At 58.5% G+C, this 19,340-nt stretch carries 6 protein-coding genes; all 6 read right to left on the reverse strand.

Annotated elements, in window-relative coordinates:
• Nucleotides 1-9: 9 nt before the first annotated feature.
• A complete protein-coding gene (locus BV034_RS23075; protein WP_081888048.1) occupies nucleotides 10-4,041 on the reverse strand; it encodes an autotransporter-associated beta strand repeat-containing protein in 4,032 nt (1,343 codons plus the stop codon).
• Between the two features lie 113 nt (nucleotides 4,042-4,154).
• Nucleotides 4,155-10,757 (reverse strand): autotransporter-associated beta strand repeat-containing protein, encoded by a 6,603-nt coding sequence (locus BV034_RS23080; RefSeq protein WP_265593364.1) that lies wholly within the window; start codon nucleotides 10,755-10,757, stop codon nucleotides 4,155-4,157.
• A gap of 125 nt (nucleotides 10,758-10,882) precedes the next feature.
• Entirely contained in the window at nucleotides 10,883-11,536 is a 654-nt protein-coding gene (locus BV034_RS23085; protein WP_265593365.1) for a hypothetical protein, read from the reverse strand.
• A gap of 148 nt (nucleotides 11,537-11,684) precedes the next feature.
• Nucleotides 11,685-12,416, reverse strand: coding sequence for a Verru_Chthon cassette protein D (vccD, locus tag BV034_RS23090; RefSeq protein WP_050029333.1), 732 nt, complete (start codon nucleotides 12,414-12,416; stop codon nucleotides 11,685-11,687).
• Between the two features lie 49 nt (nucleotides 12,417-12,465).
• Nucleotides 12,466-13,569: a Verru_Chthon cassette protein C gene (gene vccC, locus BV034_RS23095; protein ID WP_050029334.1), complete on the reverse strand. Its 1,104-nt coding sequence runs from the start codon at nucleotides 13,567-13,569 to the stop codon at nucleotides 12,466-12,468.
• A gap of 385 nt (nucleotides 13,570-13,954) precedes the next feature.
• A complete protein-coding gene (gene vccA / locus BV034_RS23100) occupies nucleotides 13,955-19,069 on the reverse strand; it encodes a Verru_Chthon cassette protein A (RefSeq protein WP_050029335.1) in 5,115 nt (1,704 codons plus the stop codon).
• Between the last annotated feature and the right edge of the window lie 271 nt (nucleotides 19,070-19,340).

Raw genomic sequence — 19,340 nt, forward strand, 5'->3', positions numbered from 1 at the left:
AACCGTCCGCTACTTCCTCCTTCTGCGTGCCAGCATGAAGCAGAAGCCCACCAGCACCAGCATCATGCGGCCAGGCTCGGGGGCGATGGAAATGGACCCATCAACATAGAGACGACTCAGATCCCACTCCTTCCCCGTGCCCAGGAGGATCGTGGTAAAGCTGGTGCCAAGTACGAAAGACCCGCTGACAGGGGGAGAGCTGAGACCGCTCCAGTCAAAGAGCTGCCAAGCGTCCCCTGCCACCCAGTTCGTAAGGGCCGTGGGATTAGCCACCTGCAGGGTCACTGTGCCCACCATCTCCAGCTGAGAGGAGCCTGCTGACCCGAAGGATAGCTTGTCCGCTGCATTCCACGTGCCGGATCCCGCGCCCAGAAGGTCGAACTCCACGGTGCTGCCAGAGTTCAGGACCATGGCACCGCCGCCGCTGGTACCAATCGTCAGCGTGCCCGCCTGTGGGCTGGCCAGAGAATTGTCCCCAACCACCAACCGTCCGTTCACCACCACATCCTGGCCAGTGGTCGGTGTGATCTGCCCCGTTCCTCCGAGCACTGCCCCGCTTGCGACTGTGTATTGTGAGCCGCCTGTGTGGGAGCCATTCACCAGATACATCCCTTCGTTCACCTGAGTACCACCGGTATAGGAACTCGTTCCCGTGAGCTTGAGAATGCCGACCGTGCTCTTCACCAGATTGCCGCCTGCATTGAGCTCTCCCAGAGAGGCCAGTGATCCAGAACGGACATTGAAGGTGATCGCGTTCGCCCCTGCTCCGCCGATGCTTCCGCCCGTCATATCCAGTGTCCCACCATCGAGCGTGACCGTCGCCGCACCGCGATTCAGGGCATCATCCGCATGCGTGATATTTCCCTGCACCGTGAAGGTTCCACCCGTGAGCTGCAGAAGCCCCGTGGCCGAGAGATTGGCATTGGTGGAACCACTCGTTCCAATGGTCGCCAACTCGACGTTGCCCCCCACATCAAAAGTGCCGCCCGCCATCGACAGAGTGCCGCTGCCAAAGGTGACGGCTGAGGTTTGGGCTCCCGCTATGTAACCAATGACGACATTTCCTGAAACTGAAACCTGGTTCCCGGCATGGCTGCTCAGAATCAGCGAGCCCGTGGAAGAGCCCGCAGTGGCTCCGCTTCCGCCGCTCTTCCAACCGATGGTCAGCGAGCTGAGATCCGCCACCAACCTGCCTCCGGTCATGTCCAGAAAGCTCACCGTCGCGGCCCCGGTATTGACGGCGCTGTAGCCCACGTAGAGCGCAGACTTCGCGCCAGCCCCCACACCGCGAATCTCCAGGCTGCCACCCGACCGGATCGTAGCCTGCCCGCTTCCCTTGCGATAGCCCACATAGAGCAGCGGGGTGTTCACGACATTGTTTCCCTCCCCGAACTGCAACTTGTGTATGCCTCCCACGCTCGCAGACTGCGCGTCCGCGAGAATGAAGCTGCTGGTCGCGGTGATGGTGTTGTTCGTGGCCAGATAGACCTCCGTACTGGACGGACTGACGGAGGATGGGGTGGCAAGACCGTCAAGCGAGGGGGCCTGGGGCACACCGTCGCTGACACCCGTGGACGTATGCACCCCGAACCGCACTCGCCCCACGTTGACATTGAACTGCTGAGAACCCCGCAGATCCATGATGCCCACGCCGGAGGCGTAAGAGTACGCTTGGGCGTTTACCACCACCCCGACATCGAGCACATCTGCCGAGTTTCCGCTCCCCACACTGAGCGTTCCTCCAGAGGTGCCATAATAGAGCGAACCGCTATTGTTGAATCCAACCTGTAAATTTCCGGCGACAGTATTGGCCAAGCCTCCGAGATCCAACCGTCCGACGTTCACCTGGATATTTTTGATGGAAAGGCCCTGAGTGAGCACCATCCGACCACTCCCCGCCTTCATCAGCGTCGCTTGAGCAGTACCCGTGAGGGCAGACGAGATCGTCAACTCCGGGTCGGCATTGGAGCTGTTGTTGACCACAAACAACCGGAACTCGTTGCCAAGATCGAGATTTCCTCCGGAAATCGTCGCAGCGAGGTTGTTCCCCGTGCCGAGGAAACCAACATGACTCTTCAATTGAAGCGTTCTCCCGGCATCGATTTCCACGCTGGACGCAGAGGCCGTCGCCCCACCACCCAGGAGCAGCGCATAGCTGACCAGATCCGATGCCAACACTTTGACCGAGGCGTCGCCGGCCAGTGACAAGTCCAGGTTTCCAGAAATAGCCAGCGTTCCGTTCTGGATTTTGACCGCTGGGCTGTCGAGTGTCCCATCCCCCTCCAGTTTCAGTATCCCGCCATTGATGGTGGTGACACCAGTGTAGGTATTGTCCCCCTCCAGTACCCAGGTGCCCGCACCAGACTTCTCCAGGGTGGTGACTCCGCCGTCCGTGGCATTGCTTATGCCGCCCTTGAGGGTGTTGTCGGCCGTGCTGGTGCCGTTGAGTACGATGGTTCTGGCGCCAAGACCGACAAACTCCAAGGCATTCTGCCAAACCACCGCACCCGACCCCGAGGCGCCCAACGTCACCGTGCCAGTTGTTCCCATGAGACGCAGCACCTTGTCCGTGGTCTCGCCGGTGCCTGCATAGATCAGCCCTGCCGCGACTGTCCCGCCGCCCACGAGGATGACACCCTGGCTCCCCAGATTGGAGCCGCTGGAGACGCCAGCCATCCCGATCTTCTGCACCTGCACGGCTCCCTCAAGAATCGAGGTGAGACCTGAGTAGCTGTTCACCCCAGTCAGTGTCAGTGTACCGGCTCCCATTTTGTTGAGCACCCCGGCACCGTTGATGTTACCCGAGAACGACGTGGCATTGGACCGATGAAACTCCAGGATGGACTGGTTGATGACGTCTCCCACGATGCTCCCGCTCGTGCTTCCAGCTCCAATCCGGAGCGTGCCTTCCTGGATCGTCGTCCCGCCTGTGTAGGTGTTGGTCCCGGAAAGGATCAACATCTGCGCCCCAGCCTTGATGATGCCTCCATTCTGAATGATGACTTCGATCGTGGCGTCGCTCAAAGGCGATACGGGCACGGCCTGACCCGCCACCGTGATGGTCCGCACTCCGCCTCCGAGGTCCAGGTATCCGCTATCTGGTGCCACCAGCCCCCTATGACCGCTGCCGGAAATCAGCACATCCCGCGCCGTGTTGGGACTCAGATCACTCCCACCTCGATTGTTGTGCAGGTAGATGTCCCCCAAGACTGTCAGCACCCCGCCAGCTCCCGTTTTCACACCGACGTCATTGGTACCAGTGAAACTCTGCAGCACGAGGCCTCCGATGGTTTCCTTAAACCCGTTCAGATCCAGCAGAGAGCCATTGTACTGGCGGCTGGCCACCGTGATCACCGCACTGTCACTTATCTGGTCATCCGCCAGGAGTTTCAGGATGGTGGGATTCAACCCGGAGCTGTTGCCGCCCGTCCCCTCCACCAGCACATTCCCCACCCCAGTGACCGCGCCTCCCGTGGTGCCCAGCTCCATCGTCCCCCCGCGAACAATCAAGCCGGAGTAGGCCGTCGCCATGTCGCCCGTCAGGGTGAGTTTCCCCTTCCCCGACTTCGTAAGGACGTAATCTCCCAATATACCCACCCCCTCAAGCACCGCGGTGCGTGACTCCGCCACCTCAAGCGTCGCGTTCTGGGCCAGGGACAGCAATCCTCCACGCAGCGTGACTGCCCCATCCTCAAACTTCAATCCGCCAATGCTGAGCACCCCGCTCAGGTCCACCGTGCCAGCATCCCCGGTGCCTGCACTGAACACCGCAACGCTGCCCGACACCCAGGCGACCGTTCCTGAAGTTCCATCGGCACTGGTGGTCCACCACGCATTCGCCCCATCGTTGCTCCAAATGAACCCTGTGCCGTCTGTCCCCGCGCTGGACCCATTGGTATCCCAATAGTATGAGGTCTGCGCCACTCCTGTTCGGGCTCCAGCCAGCAGGCCAACGATCATTACCCACAACGACAACGCACGGATGCCCGGCTGGAACGAGAGGTCAAGACGCTGCTTCACAGCAGGTTCTTGGAACAACATTCATGCCACACGCCCCTGACGGCAGGCCACAACGGTCACCACATGCTGTAGTATTGTGACCCCGCCATCAGGACGACCATCCGTTCGATGAAATTGCAAACACCATCCTGCATTCACACACCTGCCCGTGCCCTCCGACGGCGCAGCGCCCAGGCCGCCCAGGCCACCATGACCAGCATCACCCGGCCGGGTTCCGGCGCCGTGGTGACGATAAGGATGCCGTGGTTGGTGAAGAGCGAGGTGTCCCAGGCCAGTCCGTTACCCAAGGTGGGCAGGAGCAGATTGCTCCCCGACTCGCCCCCCACGCGATAGGTCCCGCCGGCATTGAAGCCCGTTCCGTTCACGCTGGCCCAGTCAATGAGATTGAAGACATCTCCCGCCTTGGCTGTGCTCAGATAGTTGAGATCCACCAGAGAAATGGTGCCCGCCCCCAGGCCGCCACCGGAGAGGTCCATCTGACCGTTGATCTCCAGATGATCGTGCATGTCCAGACCGATCGTGCCGGACAGCTCGCTCGCGCTCGGGAGGGCCAACAACGCGGCACTGTAGGCACTCGTATTGGTCACGTCTGACAAGCCGCTCACCCAGTGAGTGGCCTTGGAGATCTGGAATTCCAGCGTGCCGCCCGCATTCAGTACCAGACCGCCATCCATGAAGAGAGTCCCCAATGAAGATCCGCCAGCATCCCCCGGAGCAATCTTGCCGCCGCTGTTGACACTGTGAACCACTCCCGAACGAGCCTGCACCACCCCGGTGCCGGAAAGCACCCCGCCATTGTTGACGGACAAAGCACCCGTGCCAGTGCGGCCCACTGCATCAGCCGAGGCCCGGGTTCCCACGCCGCCCCGCCCCACCTGCAAATTGCCCGTCTCCACCACCGTCGTGCCGGTATAGGTGTTCAACTGCGTCAGCACCGCAGTCCCGGCCCCAGCCTTCACAAGATTGAGCCGGTTCGAGTAAACAGCCGCTGAAGCAGAGCTGTACCACTCCGGCGTCACGCCGTCCTGGAAGAGGATGTCCCAGTCAGTGTTGGCGGTCTGCACGACCCTCAGCGTGCCTTCGTCATTCGCGGCGTTCTCCACATAGATCTTGTTGGTACTGGCATTGCCCGTCACTCTAGCCTTGAGATCCCCAATGGACACCGTCTTCCCGCCCAGTTGGAAGGCACTGTTGTAGCCCAATTCCACCTTGTTCGCCGCGGTCATCGCCAGGTTGTTGCCCATGCGGATGAAGTGCTCCTGCAGGTTGTTCAGGGTGGCATTGCCGGTTGTCAGAGTTCCGGTCCATGCAGTCTGCCCATTGGCACTGGAGTTGTCCCCATTAATGAGGAAGGTCACCTTGGCGCCGTTGGTGGCGACACCAGTAAGAGTGACATCCGTGTACAAATTTCCCGATCCGCTGAAATGGCCGTTGAAGAGCAAATTCCGGTAGGCACCCGTGACGTGAGAGTACTGCAGTTCGCCAGCAACGGGGGCAAGCGACGTAGCGGCACTGCTCTCAATGAATACCAGATGGGCATCCCCATTCAAGGTGATATCGCCTTCAAAGAAAAATGAATCCTGGTTGCGACCGCTCGCCGTGACAGGCGAGAGCCCTGCGCCAATGTTACGCACCTGACCAGTCACGTTAGCCCTCACAACGATGTCCTGAGTGACCCGGTATTGTGAGGTGAACAACTGATTGGCAGAAAGCAACAACGAGGCTTCACCGCTCGTGGCGGTGGGGCTGCCAAGTGTAATGGTACCACCTGCACCAAGCGTCATGCCCTGACCATAGCCGTTGACCCTTCCTTGCTGGATATCCCAGTTACCCGTGAAGGTCATGTTGTTTTGGTACAGAAAGAGTGTCCCCGTTCCCGTCTTCAGCACATTTCCCGTACCGGTCAAAAAGCCATCGGCCAGGGCACCTCCATTCACTCGCAAATTGCCCGTGCCTGCGATGTCAAACGTAGCCCCCTTGGAGGTGATCGTCATCACGCCGTCGATATAGCCGTCTGAGTGAGCGGCCGTGGTGCCAAGCGTGCCGCCATCGAGAGTGATCCACTCTTTCGTACCAGCGCCCGAGTTCGTGATCTGAACATCCAGCCTGGCCCCCTCTTCAACGATGGTTCCATCAATCGTGGAGTCATTGCTCCCCAAAATGCCAGAGTCTCCGATGTTCCCGATGTTCACCTGTAGAGTTCCCGCCTTCACGATGGTAAGCCCGTAGTAGGCGTTCCAGAATTGCTGTGAATTGGGCGTGGTGGCAAAGGTCGCAGGAATCGCTTCATTCTTCGTGAGAATGAGCCTTCCTGCCCCCTCTTTAATAAGATCGCCCACTCCGGGATTGGCCGCCATCTGAGTGGAGGCAATATTTCCTGAAAGGACGTTGTCTTCAGAGCGAAGATACCCGCTGATGGTCAAGGTAGTGCCCGAATGCGTCACATCAAAGTAACCACCGTTCCCGCCCAACGTTACAGATCTGCTAAAACCAAGACTCCCCAAACTCTGAGCTTGCGGCGTCGACGTATGCGCAAACCGCAAACGGCCTCCATTAAGGTGCAGCCCCCCGCTCCCGAGAGACTCCACCGATCCCACCCAAAGCGTTCCCACCTCCCACTGATTGTTATCGGCCATGGCCCCACCGCTGACATAGGTGGTGCCGGTGTAGTAGTTGGTCGCCTTTTTCAACAGGGTGGTACCCGGCCCCGCCACGACGAGATTCAGCTTGGTCACGGCCGCTAACGCAGTGGGAGTTTGGTTTGTATTGTAGTCATGGTTCTCAGTGTAGTCCACGATGGTCGAGTCAATCGTGAACACGCTTCCCATGTTGTAGTTATGGATGATCAAGTCACGAGCAGTCGGCCCCGGCAATGCCGACATGCTGCCAGGGGCGACGGCGGCGGTGAAGTAGGTGCTGGGGAGCGCGGATGTCAGATAGCCCCCACTGATCCCCGCCGAAGCCGCACCGACGGAGTTCGAAACCAGTATGGCCCCACCATCCTCGGACGTCCACCCAGCTCCATCCCAGCCATTCGGCCCTTGTGTTCCTAACACCAGGCGATCCGCGCTCCCGGCACCTGACCCGATGGTGATCGTGCTGCCGCCTGCAGCGCTGGCGGCGAATCGAATGGCGCGCACGCCCACGATGTCATTATACGACGCATCGCCAGTACTGTACCTGTTTCCTGTAACGTTGCCGGAGTAACCATTGACCCCACTAAAGTCATCGTCGGTGAAATAGCCGTTGACATTCTCGTCGTTCACCAGCGCGGTCCAAACACCTACGTCCGGCGCGCCAGCGCCAGAGTTCACGGAATAGACGCTGGCGGAATTGGCGACATAGCCCGCCGCATCGACGATGCGCGTATTCCCGTTCATCTCAAAGAGAAATGCAGCAAAGTCCACGTAAGCGGTGCCGTTTTCGTCCAGATACTTGTAAGTACTATAGGGTATGATCGTCCCCGTTCCGAGTCCAACTCCACCGAGGCCTGCGCCTTCCGGAGCGTATTGGGAATAGTAGAAGTTGGCAGCCCCCTTGACCCGAGTGTTAGAGAAGAAGTTGACGGTGGCTCCGGCAAAGCGGTCCGGAGCCCGCCAGTACCAGCCGGGATTCGGCCTGTTGTCTATGATCTGAACACCGGTGTTGACCAGGCCCAGGTGCAAATTCAACGTTTTCTCGTCGCCGGGATTCAATGTAACGGATGAGTTTCCGGCGCGGAGGGTCAGGACGCCCCGCATGTACTCCGTGTTCGTGTCTCCAAGCGAGCCTTCATTCGTGAGGCGCAATTCCCCCCCCGCCATGGTGAGCTGATAGGGATTGTTCTGGTTGGTAGTGAGACCGCTGATGTGGGAGTATCCGTCCGCCTTTCCGCTGTAGTTCAGCACGAGAGTGCCGCCGAAGACATTGATGCCACCATTGATGTCAGAGCTGCTGGTGCCACCATTGAGCACCACCGTACCCCGACCCACTTTGGAGAGGGCACCCGTGGCCAGGTCGGCCCTGTAACCGGCGCCATCCGTGAAGGTTGTATTGAACTCTGCGGTCCCACCAGCCATCTGGTACAAGCGGGCTTCTCCAAAATTTTGCGTTCTGGTCGTCCCTGCGATGGTCACCGGTGTTGCCGTGGTAAAATTCAACGCAGCAGAGCTAATGGCCGCATTCACCGGAGCACTCAGTGTCACGGTGCCTGTGACCGCATCTATGGCAGTGATCACCGTACCTGCACGGATACCTGTACCGCTGATGCCCATGCCAACCTGTAGATTCGTCACATCGGCAAGCTGGATCGTGTTGACCGGGCTGGCAAAAGTGAGCGAGGTGGAGGTTGTCACTCCTGTTCCGGTCAACGGTTGATTCAATGTTATGGAACCAGCCTGCACAGACAGCACCTGAGTCCCGGCAGGCACACCTGTGCCCGTGACAATCATCCCGACGACTATATTGCTCGTGTCGATTGCAATTACCCTGGTATTTTGCGCACTGCTTGCCGTTGGCTGCTTCGTCGCCACGACGTTGGTCCAGTTTGTCGCCTTCGCCTTGTTGACCGGGGTGTTGTGCATGCCGAACGTGAAGGTGGTGGAACCGTTGCTGTTGCCAAAATAAACGGTGCCTGAAGTGTTCTCCCCACCGATCAAGAGCGTGGAATTGGATGAATATGCAGCATTCGTATTGCCATAGAGGAATGCTCCGGTCCGGTAGGCGGCCCCGTCAGAGCCCAGCAAGATGGCACTGATGGCACCGGCACGATCAAACGTCGTACTACCGTCATTCTGGCGGATCACGGTGCGGTTAAAGGTCGTCCCGTCCACACCCAAACCTTTCTCCAGGTGCAGGTATCCCGATGTGATGCCCACTGAAGCATTGCTGTTCCTGGCGTCGTCAATGAGCAGGTTGAATTTGTTGTGGACCCAGTTCGTTGAGATGTAACCCGAGATGCTCAGCACCAGTTTTTCACTGGAGTTCAGGGCAGCTCTTCCGTCGATGTCCGCCAGTTCCCCGTTGATCACGAATGTGCCGTTGGTCGAACGGACACTGGTCGTCGTGGTATTGTCATTCTGAATTGTAATCGTCCGTCCACTATCCACCCCCGTGTTGAGGGCCGGGTTGGTTGACCCGGTACCCGTGACGTCCCCATTGATGATCATGCTCGCGTTTGCACGGACCGTGAAGGTCAGCGCCCCGTACTCACCGGATTCCAGGGTGCTGTCCAGAATGATATCACCATTCCATGAATTGGCCTTGGCCCCCGCACTGAAAAAAGTCCCAGCACGAAACAGCAAGTCCTTGCGCAACGTCGAATCGGTCACGGACCCGATGTTGATGCCACTGTTAATCAAGAACGTTGCGTAGTTGACTACTTCATTGCCCACGCCCCCCTTCCCTAGAGCGGTGTCCGTATAGACCCACAGTTCGTTTAAGGCTTGGGTGGTGATGCCGCTGTAATTGTTCCATCCAAAGAAGTGAGCTTGCCCGCCCCCTGTTTTTGTGACCCCTCCTGTACCAGTCATCGTGGAGTAAATACTGGCTGAATTTGTCACATCTAAGTAGAGGAGCGCCTCCCTGCTGCCGAAGTCCAATGTCCCACCCCTGAGGGTAAGGCTGCCATAAAGCCCGACGCTACTGGCGTTGAGCCGCCCGCCATCCAGAAAAATAGTTCCAGATCCGCCCGTCACCGCTGCGTGCAACTCATCCCCGGCGTAGTCGCCCAGATGCACCACGTTAAAGTCGGCCAGCCTGATGGTGACACTTGCAGCCACCGTGGCGCTAGACGGGGCCTCTACCCACAGCGAATTGAAGGCGAGGTGCCCAGCCAGCGCATTATCAACAGGACCAACCCGGATCGTCAACGGGCTCACAGCCGTCCCGCTGACACCCGTCACCTTGACATTGTCATCCGGCTGGATCGTAAGCGTGCCCCCTGCAAGGTTGCCTGAGGAGATCACCTTCGTCGTCGCACCTCCGCCAAGCTCTCTAAACTCCGAGCTGTCCAATGGGCGGATATAGTTCACATTGTTGATCGTTTCCACCGTCATCAAGCGATTGCCGAACCGGTTCAGGACCGAGTTTTCCGACAAGTTACCGAACGCACCGATGAGCACCTTGCGATTGTATCCACTCGCCCCATCACCGCCCACCAGCCATTGACTCGGCAGCGTGTTAAGGATGATCTTGGTCAGTGTCTCAGCTGCGGCTGGGGCTGCGCTGCTGAAGTAGCTGTATCCCCCTGGCGCAGCCGCAGTGGCAAACTCCGTGAAGGCCACCGTACCTCCCACGCCACGGGTGTAGTTGTTCATTTCCAATGTCAGCACATTGGCCAGGATGGAGGCCGCGCTCCCTCCTGCAGAATGGTCAAACCGCACCACATTGTGCCCGTTCTGCACGGAAAGGGTGCCTATTTCCTCGTGAGAATTCACGCCAGCGACACTGTTGCGGCGCATCACGAGACCGTTGCTGCCAAACCCCTGAGCAAGTGAAACCGTAGCCGTGTCGCTGATCCTGTCATTGTTGTTGTTGGCAGTGTTGTCCAGCAGGAGCGACCCACGCACCATTTTGATCAATTGAGTATCCACAGATCCCGTGGCACCTCCCAGAGCCAGTGTCCCACCCAACACTGCCAAGTCCCCCGTGAAGGTGTTCTCGCCCGTGAGCGTCAAAATAACCCCTCCGACTTTACGAACAGAGAGAATCCCGTTCCCATCCTCAATGACCCCGCCAAATGTTGTGTTCGCAGCCACTGACTCACCGACTGCAAGGACAGATGTAGAGGCCGCAATCGAGTTCCTCACCTTCCCCGTTCCGAGCAATTGCCCAATGCTTTCACTGTTGCCATTCAAGTCCAGGGTTCCGAAAGCGTTCAACGTCACAACTGTCGCAGCCGTGATTTGATCACGGTAGTTCGGGAGATGAGTACTCCCCAGTCCTGCATAGGATCCACCAATCTGGACCGTCGCCGTGTCAGCCGCAGTCGCCCCCCCACATTCAATGCCCCGGTGACAGCCCGAACCGCTGCCGAACTGCTCTTCGCAAGCACCACCGTCCCCTGCTGTGCATTCAGCAGATTGAGCGCATTGTTTGCAGTACCCGTGATCAGCAACTTGCCAGCGCCAGTCTTGGTCAGAGTGCCCGCCCCAATCACGCCATCGAGCTGCAAAGCCCCAGCTCCATCCACAACGTTTACGTTCAGAGCGGTAGAGAGCGTGAGCGTGTTGCGAATGACGTCCAGCGCCATGCCCTGTTTCGTCAGGGCATTGCCTCCAACCTTGCTGAAGGTGATCGCCGCCCCAGTCAGCTCGAACCCACCCGCATCCACCGCCGTCAAATCCCCGATCGTCAAATCACCCAGGATAACCGGATTGGCCACGTTGATCTGGTACGCCCCGGTGTGCGCCACATCGATCATCCCCGCCACCGTCGCAGAGGGCACCCCACCGCTCCAGTTCGGGATGGCGTTGAAGCTGGAACCGGGTGTTCCCACCCACACGGACTGTGCCTGGATGGCGGCGCCAGAAGCCATCAAGATCAAGCTCGCGACGAACCCCTTCCACAGGGTTAGGGATGGGCGGGAAGCCTCACGTGCTGAACAGAAGAAGGTGCGGATCATGAACTCTTTTTGTCTTTGGGATTTTCTAAAAGGATCGACTAAAACGAAACCTCGGAGCACATCACGGCCGGTAGATGGAAAGACGGGTGGTCACTGGATCGATGAGCAGCGTGTAGTAGTTGGTCACTTGTGCGGGCGGGCGGGCCGCATCTGCCAGGGGCACCACTGCGAGGTGCCACTTGGACTCAGAGTCGAGACTGGTGGTCTCGGGATAGAGCACAAATGCCCGGTATTCCTCGGACGACGGATCAAAGTTTGAATATCCGGCGGTCGTTTTCATCACTGTCTCCACCAAGCCAGCCCCTTTCTTGTCGCTGGGCTTGGTCGCATCACCCAGTAACGTGGACATTTGCGGATTTTCTGACACCGCCGTCCCTTCCGGCAGCACCACCATCGCCTGTCTCACCACCGCGAGCGGTTTGCCCAAAGCTGCCGTACCGGTGCGCGGATCCGTCTCACCTGGCTGAAAGTACTCCAGCATCAAGCCACCTCGAAAGAAGCCACCATTCGGAGCTCCGTTCATCACATCGTCAACAGAAGGCACTCGATAAAAACGAACCTCCACAGGTCGCCCCTGACCATAGGCCCGGCTCTGCGCCTCGGAGAGGAACCCTGCCATCTTGTCCCCCGCCTGAGTGAGCTTGGACGCCCCAAGCGTCCCCATCAACCCAGGCATGACCAAAGCCAGCAACAGTGCCACAACCGCCACGACAGCCATCAGCTCGATCAACGTAAATCCTTTGGCGGGTTTCCACTGGCTGAAGGATCTGGAAGAATAATGTGATTTCATCATAACCATGTGAGTTTTGCCTTGAAGTGTCCGGATCATTTGACGGAACCTCTCAAGTCCCGGTACCCGCGCCCCATTTGGACGAGCGGATGGGGACCGTGGCCGTGAAGACGCGGAAGTTGACCTTCCGATCCACCAGCAGACCCGTGAGCGTCTCCATGTCTGCCGCATAGCGGGCTGCATTTCGGAACAGCGATGACTGGGACAGTTCCTGCTGGAGCGGCGGATTGGATCCCGCATCCAGTTGCAGGTTGATCGCGGATCCTTCGTCCATGGCCACCAGCGTGATCATCACCAGCGGTGGAAGCTGGTAGTCAGTGGAAAGCTGGGGCCGGCTGGGAAGAGTGCTGCCGTACTGGCTGTCATAGGTGTATGCCGGTGCGATGCTCGTAGGAGCCACTTTGGCGGCCTCCGCATCACTGGGTGAGAGCTGGGGAGAGACCACCAACATGAGGATGTTGTTGGCGATCGCCCGGCTACGCAGCGGTGCGTTCTGATCAAAATCCCCATACCAGGTCCCGGATCCCGTTTTGAGAGTGGGATCGTACACCCGGTTCCTCTCTGTGGGCGACCGGTACTCATACATCCGGTACCGGTAGGACGGAGGCTTGCCCAGTGCGGCCAGGAAGTCCGGTCGGAGCGCGGAGTCATCCCCAAACTTGATGTAGAACCCGCAGCCATTGAGGGAGGTCGGCAGCCGGTAGTCCTTGGAATCTCCCAGCGGAGCCTGGAAGAATACCGCGTGCCCCGGTGACAGCGACTCCGCCAGTGCAGTGAGCTTGGGCGACGCCCCGGATGAGGAAAGCCCCGTGACGAACTGAAGCTCGGAGTAGCGTACGTAGCCCGAGGGCGCTTCGTTGGCCCCCTTCCCCGGCGGCAGCAGCGGATTGCTGCTCCCGTCAAAGCGATAGCAAAGATAGGGATTTAGCTCCGCCTGGCTGAGGGCATGCGTGATGCGGTCAAAGGCACGACGGGCCTCGCGGAAGGAGGAAACCTTGGCCGTGCTCTGCCGCCAGGCACGCTGCACATGCTCGAGCATCGATGAAATCACAATTAGCAGGATGGCCAGCACTGTGAATGACACGAGCAGCTCCACCAGGGTGAACCCTCGGGATGGACCAGGACCGTGCGACTTGAAGGAGATGGGGATCGGCATGGTGGGAGTTAGAACCGCCACTCTGCAAAGCAGCCCGCGTGCCACCGTTTCCCCACCTCACCCTTACTGTCATATTCGTACCATTTGCTGTGACTAGTGATCATTTTGCCGCCTCAAATCCACCGCGCCAACAGGAGAGCGCACCATGAGACACTCCCCTATTCAAGATGACCTCATGGCCTCTCTTCGCCGCTTTTCTCTCAAAAATGACGTAAAGTTCTGCACACCCTCATGCCCCATCAGGAGATACCCACACAAACCCACTCCGATTCCACCATCCAAACAGTCAGCACATAAAGAGGCCCACTTCAAAAAAAATAACCCCGCCGTCTGCACAGCGGCAGAGGCGGGGCCAGGTTGGAATCGCAAGTTTCCGGCAGGCTTGCTAGGGCATGAACCGCTTTACTTCCAGCACGCGGAACCGGTAGAATTCCTCCAACGAAGGCAGATCCAGCGGATTGGCACTGGCACCATAGTCAGGAATGCGGGTATCGGCAGGATCGATGCGCCGCTCGATCACGGTGGAACCGCGAAAATCGGTGAGGACATTGTCGCGACTGGCATCAAACTCTGTGGAAGTGGATGACCGGGCCTTGCGAATGACTTGAGCCCGATAGTGCACGCGGAAGGTGTTGCTCTGCGTGGTGATCTTTCCGTAGATATTGGCATAGGGTCTCTCTCGCGTGTTGTCGCCAGTGAGGCGGCGCTTCTTCCAAAACTCCTCCATATCTGAGACAGTGTAGGCAGGCGTTTGAGCATCTGCAGTTCCGTCTCCCCCGGTAAGCTCCACATCTCCTGAAGAGCCAGCAATCTTTTTGGGGATGAGGTGGATTTCGCAGATCTGGCTGGCGGTTCGGAAGAGCCCCCGCGTCGCAGCCGGCGTGGTTGGCAACATGGCAAACCGATCTTCGAACTGCTTGAGCACGCCGCCCACAATCTCACCACTGGCCCCACGTTTTTCCGCCTCAATTTCACGGTGCCAGTACTTCTTGGCGGCCTGCCCGGTTTCAGACAGCCTTCCCTCCTGATCCGTCCAAGGCTGCTTGTAGGTGTAGCCATCTGAAGTGTCGACGAATTTGGAAGCTGCAGGCACCGACAAGTAATTCGGAGCATCTGCCGTGGGCACGGCCTTGAGCATCTCGCCCTTCAGCAGAGCGTGGAGTCCCGTCGCCCGCCTGATGTAATGAAACGGAACGATTTGATAGTTGATGTTCACCTTGCCCGCCGTCGAAAATGGCTCGCTAATGGCGTAGGGTTCCACCACCGGCATCCAAAATAGATCCATGATGTAGTGATCTGCCGGGCTTACTCCTCCCTGCCATGCCGCCGCACCTGGGTGCTTCATCGGATCGCCCGGGGCACCATTGGCCGTCACCACATTGGGACGGAAGAGCAGGGTCCGCCAAGGATCTCCGGCACGCACCCCTGTAGGCAGGGACCCAAACATACCCGACGAGGGCATCATGCGGTTGGGCGACATGAAGCTCTCTCCAGATGCGGACGAAAGCTCACCGTACGTCCACGTGCCCATGTAGGCCAGCGGCATGCGGATGGTGGAGGCCGAGTCATTCGTGATGCGGAATGAGATGTGAGTATTCCCCTCATCAGGCTTGTTGATGTAGGGCCCGTCGCGCAGATCGCTGATACCATTATCGAAGTCTCCATACCTGCCAGCCAAATCTGTGGCAGAGGCGTTGGTGGGAAGATCAGGTATGCGGGCGGCCCCGTAGTTGGCTCCGGGCACCAGACGGGTGCTCGTGGTTCCACGATCATAGCCAGGTTCGCGATCAGAATAGTAGCGACTCAGACTGTGGGCGACATACTGCTTGTAAGTTCCCACATTCCCTGGACCCGTGCCAATCTTCCCCAAGTTGGCAGTACGGGGGTGAGGAGCCCAGTCACTGGCGGTGACTTCTGTTTTGGCAGCAAGAAGGCGCGAGTCCCCGTGGGATGCCACCATGGTAAACACTGTGTCCTGCCCGCGGGAGTCACGCACGCCCCCGTCCGGTTGCGTGTCAGAGTGCCTAGTATCGGACATGCAATCTGTAGGCGAATCTGCCGCCGGACTGCTCGGATTGAGCAGCGCATTGCTGAAAAAGCCGCTGCTCGGATCAAACGCCCAGAGAGTGCTGGCCCAACGAGGCACCCCGTCCAGCCCCACCGGCGCATAGGTCGCAGGGGTTGACGACACTGTTGGGACAAAAAGCCGTCCGTTGGTGATGAAGTCGGTCGTATAGGACGTGAGTTTATCATCCACCCGTGAGGTCACCGTCCAACGCTTCTTGCTATTGTCCCAGAAGCCCGTCAACCTCCGCAAGGCACCGCAGTAATTGAACGCCCACCACCTGGGAGCATGGATCGCTTCTTGTTTATAGAGCGTGCCTCCACTGAGAAATTGTTTGTAGTCAGTGCTCACAGTCACGAGTTGCGGCACCGGCACACTGGTTCGCGGAATCTCCACGTTCACCGTCTGGACCAGATCCTCAGCCTTCGCATTATGGCTGGAATAGATCTTGATGGTGAGACGCCCACCGGAGAAGTCCATCATCCCCTCATTTCCCGAGCCGTCCACGACGGGCACCGTGAGAAACTTGGTCGTAATGTCCAGATTCCGGGTGCCAAAGTGCGGTGCTGGCGCCACTCCTGTAGAGCGCGACCCACCCGCGGACGCGTATTTGGTATCGGCAGTCACCCCCAGGGTCTTGGATCCAACCCGCCGGTTGAACGTCATGGCATAGCTGCTGGCCGCTCCGCCGAATGGACGGCTGTCTTGTGCACTGAAGAATTCGTGGTTGGACTTCCACTCGAACTCCGCTGCACCCACCCTGTCATAAAGGTCCATGCCGGCGAGCTGCATGTTTTTCAATCCCTCCACCTTCACGGTAAACTCAGGGTTCATCAGGCTGAAGCCGGGAGCTGGCATGGAGAACTTCATCACCAGCATGCCCTGCACTCGCCTCTCCGTGGGCCCCAGAGGAGGAGCACCAGATTCCAACGTGACATTCCAGTTCTCTGGTTTGCAGCCCGGGTGGTTGTAGACACTATTCGGCTTCTGGTCGTCCAAATTGGTATCAACACCGTAGTAGTTTTGCATCGTGTCGACGGTCGGCCGCGGTGGATAGTTCGAGTACCAGAACTGCTTCTTCATGGTCTTGTACCAAGGATCCATTTCCTCCTTGGGCACCGCCGTTCCCGCCTCTTCCTTGGTGGCATCCTTCGGATTGTATCGTTCAATCTTCAGGGCCGTTCGCCCCCCGCTCACCTTGCGGTCAGGAGCCCCTGCGGCAGGCTCTTTCCAGTTCGCACCGTCTGCGACAGGATTCACATAGCTACCCTTGTCCGTCGCACCGTCTGCCGTGCAGATGAACTGGAAGCCGACTTCAGACAATGCCACAAAGCGCCCAAATCCAACGTAAGTTTCTGTCCCGTCCTTGTAGAGTGAAGGGGCCACCATGCCATGGCCTGGGAATGAGGTTTCCACGAGACGCTCAGTGTACGACTGTCCCGTTGCACCACGAGCGACTCCGTAGCTAGACCGGTCATAGGTAAAGGTCTTGAACGTTTTGGGGCGCTCCGCATAGACGAATCCATCATAGGTGGACTCAGCCAGCCCCATTGGCCCCATGCCCGCGGCGGTAACGTACTTGTCCCGGTCATAGAGACCACCGACCTTCTGCAACTCTTCCTTAGAAGGTGCCAAGAAGCCGTCGTACAGGTTCGTGGAACGCACGTAGTCGAAGATCTCCACCAGGATCTGCTTGTAGTCCTGGGGGTACTTGTCCTTGAACGAAGCTCCTCCCGGATACTTCTGCTCCATGAGACTGAAGAGATAACCAATCAGAGCCTTGTTGCGAGCCAGCTCAATGTCCCGCGTCGGGCTGTAGGCGCACTTTCTACGGAAAAAGTAGCTGTCTTCTCCGCTGTTTCCCGTCCTGCCCATGGATGAGCAAAAGGCGATCAACTGGTCAAAGCCCGTACGAAAATCCTTGGGATTGGTCACGCCGACCACGGGCTTGCCTGCTTCATATTCCAACCCACCCTCATCTGCCACCGGCCACGCCGCAATGCGTGGCAGACCAAAGAGGTTCGTCTCCGGCATCCGGCTCTGGGCGGTGAGGAAGAAACGCAAGCGCTCCAGGTCCACCTTGCCATCAGCGGATTGCCCCGGCTGGACAAAGAAGGGATCGGCCGTCGCTGCGCCATTTGAGCCATTCACGTACGAGCTCAGCTTCCGGCGGCCGTTCTCAAACCCATCGGCAAAGTACAGCTCGTCCACCGACGCATAGAGACGCTCCTGGATGGAATCCACCAGCGAGAGGTACTTGTTGTAGAGGGACGAATCTTTGTAGGTGCCCCCCGTTCCCGTGTAGTTGTCCACAAACTTCCAGTAGGGCACCGTGCCCGCCTTGGACCCACCAAAGTTGATCTTGGGGGTGAGCTTGTAGATCGTTTCCTTGCGTTGCAGAATCGCCCGGTAGTTGGCATCAGTGCCACTCATTCCGTAGAGGTCCATCGGCAGGTTGGGGAAGAACACCGTGCTGAGTGCCACAGTGGCGGGATGCCCGGGATACCTCTGAAACTCGTGTGACGTGGGCTGGTAGTACGCCCACCACAGGTCTCGATCATGAAACAACGAAGGCACCGTCCAGTAGGTGGGTTCACTGGCCGTGTTGATGTTGAGCTTGCAGGATTCATCATCCGTCCAGAAGGCCACTCGCCCGGAGATCGGGTTCACGCGCCCCTCGGCGTCACTGAGCTGGCTGCCATCGGGCTTGATGAACCGGTTGGCACTGTCCAGCACCCCAAAGGTGCCATCCTTCAGCACATACATCCACTCCACCGGCATGGGCAGGCGGGCATCCAGGCTGGTGTCCGCGGCGTTCGGGTCATAATCCACCACGCCATTCACCCCTGCGGAATAGTAGAAGCCCTCCACGTTGTTATTGTTCTCCACTGCTTCTTGGGACCGCACATAGGCGCGCGGATCCAGAATGGGGAAGTAGAGATGCGGCGTACCCGCCCCATCTGAGGCGGGCCGGATGATGGGTTCATTGAGATCCACATACCGGTTCGGGCTCATGTTCCAGCTTACGGGCGGCTTGTCATCCACCATGGCGCGCTCAGCACCCCGTACGACCATCTGAGAGCTGGAGTAGAGCTTGTAGCCAGAGTCAAACGCGCCCTCGGTAGTGTACCGCCGCACGGCCCCCGGTTGGGAGGACCACAGATAGCGTCTGCCATTCGCCGCCCCTTCATCCTTGCGTTTGGTGGCCTGCCATACCTGATCCATGACCACGTTCACCGCTGAGTCTGCGAGTTCACGGGAACGCTCTTGATACGTCTGTTGATTCGAAGAGGCTAGTTCCGTTTGCGATACGGAAAACATGGCCACCGTCAGCAGCGTCATGAGCGCCAGCACGGAGACCACTGTGATGAGGGCGATGCCGCGCCGTCTTTTTGCTCCGAAGACTCGTTGATTGGCAGGGATGATTTCTTTCATTGCGAATAAACAGGGGTTGCCTGGTCTCGTATGTCACCCCTGCCAAAGCACCCACCATGCCACCCCTTTTCTCTGGCCAGCACACAGTCACTAATGTATCAGTTACTATGATTACTGCACGATACAGCGGGCAAATCCCACCACGAAACGCCCTCTGAATCGCTCCAGAAATCTCGCAACACGATGAATCTACGCCACCCGAATCACTTTGTGTCTTGCGGCAGTTTCATACCCAACCGCCGGTTCGACCATCCTTTGTAAACACAAGGAG

The sequence above is a fragment of the Verrucomicrobium sp. BvORR034 genome (genome assembly GCF_000739635.1).
GTDB lineage: Bacteria > Verrucomicrobiota > Verrucomicrobiia > Verrucomicrobiales > Verrucomicrobiaceae > Verrucomicrobium.